Origin of the sequence: Niastella sp., from assembly GCF_045805085.1 — a bacterium.
Classification (GTDB): Bacteria; Bacteroidota; Bacteroidia; order Chitinophagales; family Chitinophagaceae; genus Niastella.
Genome location: NZ_JBJMLX010000093.1, coordinates 1 through 9,805, shown reverse-complemented (window position 1 = coordinate 9,805; position 9,805 = coordinate 1). Strand labels below are relative to the sequence as shown.

At 46.4% G+C, this 9,805-nt stretch carries 7 protein-coding genes; all 7 read left to right on the top strand.

Annotated elements, in window-relative coordinates; translation table 11 throughout:
• Window positions 1–11 precede the first annotated feature (11 nt).
• Window positions 12–173, top strand: a complete 162-nt coding sequence (locus tag ACJ751_RS04710) for a putative collagen-binding domain-containing protein (protein ID WP_407744220.1) — start codon at window positions 12–14, stop codon at window positions 171–173.
• 153 nt (window positions 174–326) lie between these two features.
• The gene (locus tag ACJ751_RS04705; RefSeq protein WP_407744219.1) at window positions 327–593 is read left to right on the top strand and encodes a hypothetical protein; all 267 of its coding nucleotides are present in this window, start codon (window positions 327–329) and stop codon (window positions 591–593) included.
• A 12-nt stretch (window positions 594–605) separates the two neighbouring features.
• Window positions 606–1,160, top strand: a complete 555-nt coding sequence (locus tag ACJ751_RS04700; protein WP_407744218.1) for a hypothetical protein — start codon at window positions 606–608, stop codon at window positions 1,158–1,160.
• Window positions 1,161–1,377: 217 nt separating this feature from the next.
• Complete coding sequence (locus ACJ751_RS04695; protein ID WP_407744217.1) at window positions 1,378–3,222, top strand: exo-alpha-sialidase; 1,845 nt, start codon at window positions 1,378–1,380, stop codon at window positions 3,220–3,222.
• Window positions 3,222–4,766: an MGH1-like glycoside hydrolase domain-containing protein gene (locus tag ACJ751_RS04690; protein WP_407744216.1), complete on the top strand. Its 1,545-nt coding sequence runs from the start codon at window positions 3,222–3,224 to the stop codon at window positions 4,764–4,766. The genes ACJ751_RS04695 and ACJ751_RS04690 overlap by 1 nt, the downstream gene beginning before the upstream one ends.
• 11 nt (window positions 4,767–4,777) lie before the next feature.
• Window positions 4,778–7,579: a glycoside hydrolase family 2 TIM barrel-domain containing protein gene (locus tag ACJ751_RS04685; RefSeq protein WP_407744215.1), complete on the top strand. Its 2,802-nt coding sequence runs from the start codon at window positions 4,778–4,780 to the stop codon at window positions 7,577–7,579.
• Window positions 7,580–7,707: 128 nt separating this feature from the next.
• The coding region (locus ACJ751_RS04680; protein WP_407744214.1) for a family 78 glycoside hydrolase catalytic domain at window positions 7,708–9,805 on the top strand (2,098 nt) is incomplete at its 3' end.

Sequence of the window (9,805 nt, the reverse complement as noted above, 5' to 3'; positions counted from 1 at the left end):
TTTCAGTAAAAATGGATAAGCTGGCAGGAAAAAGTATCAAGGCATCCTGGTACAATCCAGGAGATGGCAAGTACACTGAAATAGGAAGTTTTGAAAATAAAGGGGTTCATGAGTTTGATGCTCCTGGTGATGTTAAAGAGGGTAACGATTGGGTACTGGTACTCGATTTTTAAGTTAAAGTTTGTAAGTTATTAAGTTATTGAGTTCATAAGTTAACTCAAAAACCTAAGAACTTAATAACCTAATAACTGAGATAAATGCGATATATATTATACATAGCTTGTTTTCTAGTTATAAGCTGCTCTTCTCACAAGAAGCAAGTATACATGTTTACCTCATTCAACGAACCCGCCAGCGACGGCTTACGTTTGTTATACAGCTATGATGGTTATAAATGGACAGATGTGGGGCGGACTTTTGTAAAACCCGAAGTAGGCTCCAAAGTAATGCGCGATCCCTCTATTGCAAAAGGCGGCGATGGCGAATACCACCTGGTATGGACGAGCGGCTGGAACAAAGACAAAGGTTTTGGTTATGCCCATTCAAAAGACCTTATCCATTGGTCAAAACCGGAGTTTATACCCGTTATGTAAAACGACTCCAATGTGGTGAATGTATGGGCGCCTGAAGTTTTCTTTGATGAGGAGAATAACCAGTACATCATTGTATGGGCCTCCACCATTCCCTTCCGTTTTCCAAAAGGCCTGGAAGAGGAGAATAACAATCAACGCCTGTATTATACGGAGACCAGGGATTTCAAAACCTTTTCACCCAGCAAATTATACCTCGATCCGCAGTTCAGTGTGATCGATGCCGAGATTGTAAAAAGAGCGCCCAGGGATTATGTGCTGGTGTTGAAAGACAATACCCGGCCCATGCGTAATATAAAAGTGGCGTTTGGAAATAGTCCGTTAGGCCCCTGGAATAATATTTCCGCACCCTTTACGCAACATTTCACCGAAGGCCCCTCTGTGGCCCATGTAGGTAAGGACTGGTTGATCTATTTCGACTCCTATGGCGATAAAAAATACGAAGCCGTTAAAACAACGGATTTTATCCATTTCGATTCAGCGACTGTGTCGGTACCGGAAGGGCATAAGCATGGGACGATCTTTATGACTAGCAGGGGGGAGTTGAATAAGCTATTGAGTGAGAAGTAGGTTGGGTTGATAAAGCTGGTAGAGTTGACCAGTTGACCAGTTAACCAGTTGACCTGGAATACAGGTTGATAGAGTTGACGGAGTTGATAGGGTTGATAAGGTTAACAAGTTGACAAGTTAACAGGTTAACAGCTTTGAAAATTTGCGCGAGGTTGCCTTGCCCCCCTCCACCGGAGGTGGCCTGGGGGAGGCTCGTTTCACGATAATGACATTTAGAATGAATAAGCTACTAGTAATAGGAACATTGTTAATAGGAAGTATTCAACAAGCTACCGCACAGGATACGGTACGTTACGTGGGTACTACATTGTCAAATGTAGATTACCACCATGGCCAGTTATCACCAGCAGTAGGGGTGCATAACATTCAGGTAATGCGGGCAAACCGGGATATTAAGGATTCCACTACCGGTTTTGGCTGGACGTATAACCACCAGCCGTTGATTACTTACTGGAACAATGCCTTTTACCTGGAATACCTAAGCAATCCGGTGGGTGAGCACGTACCTCCGGGCCAATCCCTGATGATGACCTCTAAGGACGGTGTTCACTGGACGGTGCCAAAGATCTCGTTTCCTATTTACAAAGTTCCTGATGGTACTACCAAGGAAGACTATAAAGATTCGGTGTCCCATAACTTGTCCGCAGTAATGCACCAGCGTATGGGTTTTTATATTTCTACCAAAAACCGGTTACTGATGCTCGGTTTTTATGGCATAGTGCTGGGTCCGCATGACGATCCCAACGATGGCAACGGTATTGGCCGCGTGGTACGCGAAATAAATAAAGATGGCAGCCTTGGCCCCATCTACTTCATTCGCTACAACCATGCGTTCAATTCAACAAACACCAGTTACCCCTTCTTTGAAAAAAGTAAGGACAAAGGATTTGTAGAAGCCTGCAAAGAATTGTTGAGCAACAACCTGATGGTGCAGCAATGGAGTGAAGAGGCCGATCGCAACGATCCGTTGATCGCTTTGCACAACGATAATTATAAAGCATTTAATTTTTATACTCTGCCCGATGGCAGAACTGTTGGGTTATGGAAACTGGCGTTGACCTCTATCAGTACTGATAAAGGAAAATCCTGGTTGTATAACCCTGTACGTGCGCCTCACTTCGTAAACAGCAATGCCAAGATCTGGGGACAACGCACCTCCGATGGCAAATATGTAACTGTATACAACCCATCAGAATTCAGATGGCCTTTGGCATTATCGGTAAGTGACGATGGATTGAACTATAAGAACGTGTTACTGGTGAACGGCGAGATCACCTCACTCCGCTATGGCGGTGCCTACAAAAGCTATGGTCCGCAATATACCCGTGGATTGGAAGCCGGCGCCCTGTCACCCGATGGCAATTGCTGGATCACCTACAGCATGAACAAGGAAGACATTTGGGTGGCGAGCATACCCGTACCCATAAAGGATAAAGTAGAGGTAGATGTAAACGATGATTTCGCCACTTTACCTGCCGCCACGGCATTAAACGAATGGAATATATACAGTCCCATGTGGGCGCCGGTAGCCATAGACAAAGCACCGGATGGCGCCCAGGTACTATCGTTGAAGGACAAAGATCCGTTTGATTTTGGGAAGGCCGAACACGTTTTGCCAGCCGCAAAAAGAATGACGGCAACGTTTACGGTAGCTCCACAACAAAATGATCATGGTAACCTGCACATCGAGTTTCAGGATGCCAAAGGCAGCGCAGGCATCAGGATGGTGTTTGATTCAACAGGCACATTGTATGTAAAAGCAGGCTATAGAAACAGAAGCATCATGAAGTACGAGGCAGGAAAACAGTATGAAGTTACCGTATCCTTAAACACAAATGCCCGTTTTTATACGGTAACCGTGAATGGAAAGGAGAGTGGCAATCAGATCTTCTTTGCCCCTCTTGAAAATGTACAACGACTTGTTTTCAGAACCGGCGATGTACGTCGTTTTCCCGATTCCGATACCCCAACAGATCAGCTATATGATTTGCCAAACCCTGGCGCACAGGCTCAACCAGCAGTATATTTGATCAAGTCAGTAAAAACGAAAAAGGTACAGTAATGATCAGAAAAGGGCTATTAACGATCTTAATTGCCGGATGCGTAAGCGGCGCCGTTGCTCAGAAGAGCAGGAAAAGCAGCGCTGTTTTGAAAGCAGATGATTTCCGTCACTATGTAGACTATTTCAATAAAATGGAAGACGAGAATATTGTCCAGGCCATTCCCAATGCCCAGGCATGGGACTGGATGAAAGTAAATATTCCGTTGTTTGAATGTCCGCAACAGAACTTTGAAGAAATGTGGTATTTCCGCTGGTGGACGCTGCGGAAGCATATTAAACAAACACCAATAGGATATGCGATCACCGAGTTCCTGGTGCCTCGTAACTATGCAGACAAGTACAACCTTATCGGCAGCGCCCTGGGGCATCATATATATGAGGCCCGCTGGCTGCGCGACAACAGGTATCTGAATGAAGATTTTAATATCTGGTATCGCGGCAATGAAGGCAAACCCATGAACAGATTGCACACCTTCAGCAGCTGGAACATGTATGCCCTGTACAACCGTTACCTGGTTAATGGCGACAGCAGCTGGTTGCTGAACATGCTGCCCGATCTGGAAGCAGATTATGCCCGCTGGGAATCGGAAAAACGAATGCCCAATGGCCTCTTCTGGCAAACGGATGTAAAGGATGGCATGGAAGAAACCATCAGCGGCGGCAGAAAAGAAAAGAACTATCGTCCCACCATCAACAGCTATATGTATGGCAACGCCATCGCATTGGCCAACATGGAAAAAATGAAGGGTGATAAAGCCAAAGCCGGTCTGTATACGGCCAAAGCGGATACGCTTAAAAGGTTAATTCAACAATTACTCTGGAACCCGGTAGACACTTTCTTTGAAACCCGTAAACAGGCAGATACACTCGCCAATGTGCGGGAAGAAGTAGGTTTTATTCCCTGGTATTTCAATTTGCCCGATGCCGGCTATGAAGTCGCCTGGAAAAAGGTAAAAGAAGAAAAAACCTTCTGTGCGCCTTTTGGCATAACTACCGCCGACAGAAGCGATCCTCGGTTCCGTAAACGTGGCTGTTGTGCTTGTGAGTGGGATGGCGCCGTTTGGCCTTACGCCACTGCACAAACTATGACCGCCATGGCCAACTTAATGAATAATTATCAGCAAACGGTGGTGGATGATTCCCTGTATTTTCGCCTGATGGAGACTTATGTGGAATCGCAATACCGCCGCGGTCGTCCATACATAGGCGAATACCTCGACGAAACACATGGATATTGGTTAAAAGACGACCAGGAACGCAGCCGGTATTACAACCACAGCACCTTTAACGACCTGATGATAACCGGGTTGGCAGGTTTACGGCCTCGTAATGACAATAAGATAGAAGTAAATCCGTTGATCCCGGAAAATAAATGGCCCTGGTTTTGTGTCGACAATGTACCGTACCATGGCAAACTGGTGACCATCATCTGGGATAAAGACGGAACAAAATATAAAAAAGGCAGGGGACTGAGTGTTTGGGTAAATGGAAAGAAAGTAGTGTCAGCCGAACGTTTGCAAAAAGTAACAGGAAATCTTGAATAGTAAAAATGGAAATGAAACCGACTATAAAAACTAATTTGTTGAAAGTGCTTGCTTTCGCTTTTGGCTTACAGCTTACAGCTTTCAGCTCCCTTCATGCCCAACAAACGGAGATCCAGTATCTGTCGGGTACCGGCAGCGATAAAACCGTTAACTGGCAATTCTTTTGTACGGCCGGTCGCAATTCTGGTAAATGGACAACCATTGCAGTGCCAGGTAACTGGGAAGTGCAGGGGTTTGGAAAATATAACTACGGACACGATAAAGATTCGGTTCGCGGTAAAGAACAGGGTTTATATAAATACAATTTCAACGTGCCCGCCAACTGGCAGGGCAAAACCATCAATATAGTTTTCGAAGGTTCCATGACCGATACCGAAGTAAAGATCAATGGTAAATCGGCCGGGGCAACCCACCAGGGTTCTTTTTACAGTTTCTCCTATGACATTACGAAGCTGTTGAAGTTTGGTAAAAAGAACCTGTTGGAAGTAACAGTAAGTAAGCACTCGGCCAATGAATCGGTAAACTGGGCCGAACGCCACGGTGATTACTGGATCTTTGGCGGCATCTTCAGACCCGTGTTTTTACAGGCGCTGCCTGTTGAGCATATTGCGCAGGTTGCTGTCGATGGAAAGGCAAGCGGTGCTTTTACTGCCAACGTAAAAGTAGCGGCTGTTGCACAGGCAGATGAAGTAAGCGCACAGCTGTTCACTATGGATGGCAAAAAAGTAGGCGAGGCTTTTTCTGCAAAAATAAAATCGGGCGATACCCTCGCTACATTAAAAACAAGCGTGGCTTCTCCTGCAACCTGGACACCCGAGTTTCCCAACCGCTACAAAGTTGAATTCACCCTGCTGGCAAAAGGAAAACCAGTTCATACTTTACAGGAGAAATTCGGTTTCCGGACCATTGAAGTACGCGAACGCGATGGCATTTACCTCAATGGTGTTAAGATAAAATTCAAAGGCGTGTGCCGCCACTCGTTCTGGCCAACTACGGCCAGGGCCATGAATGAAACCCGCAGCATCGAAGATGTGCTGATGATGAAAGATATGAACATGAACGCGGTGCGGATGTCGCATTACCCGCCCGATGCACACTTCCTGAATGCCTGTGACTCGTTAGGTTTAATGGTGCTTGACGAATTGTGCGGCTGGCACAAAGCATACGATACCCAGGTGGGCAGCATACTGGCGCAGGAAATGATCGTGCATGATGTGAATCATCCTTCCATCGTTGTTTGGGACAATGGTAACGAAGGTGGTAGTAATGCGGAGTTGGATCACTGGTTCGATGAGCTGGATATTCAACACCGGCCGCTGATCCATCCCTGGCAGGTGTTTCGTCAGTTCGATACCCAACACTATATCAATTACGATTACGGTAATGAAACCCATCTGCATGGTCACCAGATCGTATTCCCGACAGAATTTCTGCATGGTTTGTATGATGGCGGTTTAGGCGCCGGCCTGGAAGATTACTGGGAACTGATGTGGCATCATCCCCGCTCAGCCGGTGGTTTTCTGTGGGTATTTGCCGATGAAGGCGTTATCAGAAAAGACAAAAACGACAGCCTCGACACCGATGGCAACCACGCACCTGATGGAATTGTTGGTCCCTACCACGAAAAAGAAGGCAGCTATTATACCATTAAAGAAGTATGGGCGCCCGTTCATTTCGAGTTAAAAGATATTACCCCTGCTTTCACCGGACAATTCAAGGTAGAGAACAGGTATCATTTCACCAACCTGAATCAATGTCGCTTTACGTTTAAGTTAGCATCCTTGCAAAACGGCAGCAAAGACAGCGTTGCAGGCACCGTGAATGTTCCTGACATTGCGCCTGGTACAAGCGGCGCTATCACCTGCAACCTGCCGGCCAACTGGCAACAGTACAGCGTGATCTATGTAACAGCTTACGATGTAACCGGTCATGAAATTTATACCTGGAGCTGGCCCATTAAACTGCCGGCAGCAGTGGCGAAAAATATAATCAAGCTGGAAGGCAATGCCACGGTTAATGTTTCAGAAAAAGATTCTTTGATCATCGCCACTGCTGGTGATGTAACCGTAACGTTCAATAAAAGGACCGGGTTGTTACAAACCGTACAAAATGGCAAAGGCGCCATCCCTTTAAGCAATGGTCCTTTATTATGCGAAGGCGAAACCGGCTTTGTAAAATGGAACACCCGCAAGGAAGGAAACAACCAGGTCATCGCAGCGGAGTTTCAAAAGAAAAGTCTTTGCCAGTTACTGGAGTGGACCGTATTCCCTTCAGGCTGGGTGAAAATGCAGGTAAAGTATTTCCCGAAAGATTATGAAACCTCATTGGTAGGTATCAACTTCTCACTCCCCGAAAGTATTGTGAAGTCAATACAGTGGATGGGTTCCGGACCTTACCGTGTTTGGAAAAACCGCATGAAAGGCGGCACGCTGAATGTTTGGAACAAAGACTACAACAATACCTCAACCGGTGAAGGCAAACTGATCTATCCAGAATTTAAAGGATATTACTCCAACCTATATTGGATGAAGTTGAACACCACCGGACAACCGCTGACTGTAGTGTGTGCCAATGAAGATGTTTTTTTACGGTTGTTCACGCCGAAGTTTTCGGTTACCCCATTCAATACAGCACCCGCGTTTCCCGATGGCGATCTGTCGTTCATGCATGGTATCTCGCCCATTGGCACCAAATCGCAAAAAGCGGAGAATATGGGCCCCATGGGAAAAAAGCATATGTTCTATGATTATGGTAAAGACCCGATGTATGCTAAGGATATAACTTTGTTCTTTAACTTCTCGGGTAAGGAGTAGAGAGTTGACCAGTTAACCAGTTGACGAGTTGATCAGGAGATACAGGTTGATAGAGTTGATAAGGTTGATAGAGTTGATAATGGAAAGGCAAAGGAAGAAGAAAAATTGAAAATAAGAAATTGAGAAAGATGAATTTTATCGCGAGGCTGTATTTCCCCTCCCCCACCGGGGGAGGCCGGGAGGGGGCCAGATTTCTTTTAACAGGCATGCTGCTGATTTTATCAGCAGCATCGTCCGTTAAGGCGCAGCTTACAGCCCGGCATCTCCGTTGTGAAATGTTGAACAATCCTGCCGGTATCGATGTAACGCCACCACGGCTCAGCTGGCAGTTGTTCGGCAAGGTTCGCAATACGCAACAGGTCGCTTACCAGGTACTGGTAGCCTCAACACCTGAGAAACTCGCCAAACAGGAAGGCGATATCTGGAACTCGGGTAAAGTGAGTTCCAACCAATCCATTCATGTAGCATACAAAGGCAAAGCGCTGGCAAGTCGTACCGCCTGTTACTGGAAAGTAAAAGTGTATACCAACAAAGGCGAAACAGGCTGGAGCCAACCCGCTACCTGGAGCATGGGGTTGTTAACGCCGGACGACTGGAAAGCCCAATGGATCGGATTGGATAAAGCCATGCCCTGGGACAGTGTTTCCCAGTACTCACGTCTATCTGCACGTTATTTCCTGAAAACGTTTACAGAGCAATTAGCAGTTAAGAAGGCTACGGTATATGTTTCCGGTCTTGGATTGTATGAACTGTTCATAAACGGGCAGCGGATCGGCGATGCAGTGATGGCGCCCGGTGCTACCAACTTCACCAAATCTGTTCTTTACAATACTTACGATGTAACAAAACAATTGCAGCAGGGGAACAACGCTATTGCCGCCGTGTTGGGTAACGGCCGTTTCTTCACCATGCGGCAAAATTACAAGCCAAAAAAGATCAACACCTTTGGCTTTCCCAAACTGTTGCTGCAGCTGGAAGTAGAATATACCAACGGTACAAAGAAAACCATAGTTACCGATGGCTCGTGGAAGATGAATGCCGATGGTCCCATTCGTACCAACAACGAATACGATGGGGAAGAATACGACGCTACAAAAGAAATGACCGGTTGGAACAAGCCCGGTTTTAACGATAAAGGCTGGCAACAGCCGGAGGTTGTGCAGGCGCCCGGCGGCCAACTGACTGCCCAAATGAATGAACCCATTAAAATAATGAAGACCATAAAACCGGTGGGCATTACTCAATTGAAACCGGGTGTTTTCATTTTGGATATGGGACAGAATATGGTGGGCCGTTTGCAAATGCAGGTAAAAGCAAGCAAAGGCCGGCAAGTGACATTGCGCTTTGGCGAAAGCCTGCAACCTGATGGCGAATTGTATGTGCGCAACCTGCGCGATGCAAAAGTAACAGACATCTATACAGCTAAAGGCGTAGGTATTGAAACCTGGATGCCCGACTTTGTATACCACGGTTTCCGCTATGTGGAGATCACTGGTTATCCCGGAGCGCCTGCTGTAAATAATTTTGAAGGCAAGGTGATCTTTGATGACCTCGCTACCACCGGCACCTTTGAAACTTCCAACGAAATAGTAAACCGCATTCATCAAAACGCGTGGTGGGGTATCAGCGCCAACTACAAGGGAATGCCGCTCGATTGTCCGCAACGGAACGAGCGCATGCCCTGGCTGGCCGATCATGCCATTGGTTCATTGGGTGAAAGCTTTCTATTTGGCAATGGTAACCTGTATGCCAAATGGTTGCAGGATATTGAAGAAGCCCAAACACCCGAAGGTTCTATCCCGGATGTGGCGCCCGCTTACTGGAATTATTACAGCGATAACATGACCTGGCCCGGCACTTACCTGGTGGTGGCTGATATGCTGTATAACCAGTATGGCGACAAACGCGTCATTGAAAAACATTATGCCTCTATGAAGAAATGGCTGCAATACATGCAGACCAAGTTCATGAAGGATTATATTATCGCAAAAGATAAATATGGTGACTGGTGCGTGCCACCCGAATCACCTGAGTTGATACATTCACAAGACAGCCTGCGAAATACCGATGGTACCCTCATTGCCACCGCTTATTTCTATCGCATGATGTGGTATATGCAAAAGTTTGCCGGTTTAATCAATCAACCGGAAGATGCGAAAGCTTTTGCCGAACTGAATCAGCATATCCAGGAAGCCTTCACCAAACGCTTCTTCAACAAGCAAAAGA

What these genes read in the sequence shown, in the direction of transcription:
- ACJ751_RS04695 (WP_407744217.1), top strand. Translation starts at nt 1,378, where the DNA reads ATGAATAAGCTACTAGTAATAGGAACATTGTTAATAGGAAGTATTCAA.
- ACJ751_RS04685 (WP_407744215.1), top strand. Translation starts at nt 4,778, where the DNA reads ATGAAACCGACTATAAAAACTAATTTGTTGAAAGTGCTTGCTTTCGCT.
- ACJ751_RS04710 (WP_407744220.1), top strand. Translation starts at nt 12, where the DNA reads ATGGATAAGCTGGCAGGAAAAAGTATCAAGGCATCCTGGTACAATCCA.
- ACJ751_RS04705 (WP_407744219.1), top strand. Translation starts at nt 327, where the DNA reads ATGTTTACCTCATTCAACGAACCCGCCAGCGACGGCTTACGTTTGTTA.
- ACJ751_RS04690 (WP_407744216.1), top strand. Translation starts at nt 3,222, where the DNA reads ATGATCAGAAAAGGGCTATTAACGATCTTAATTGCCGGATGCGTAAGC.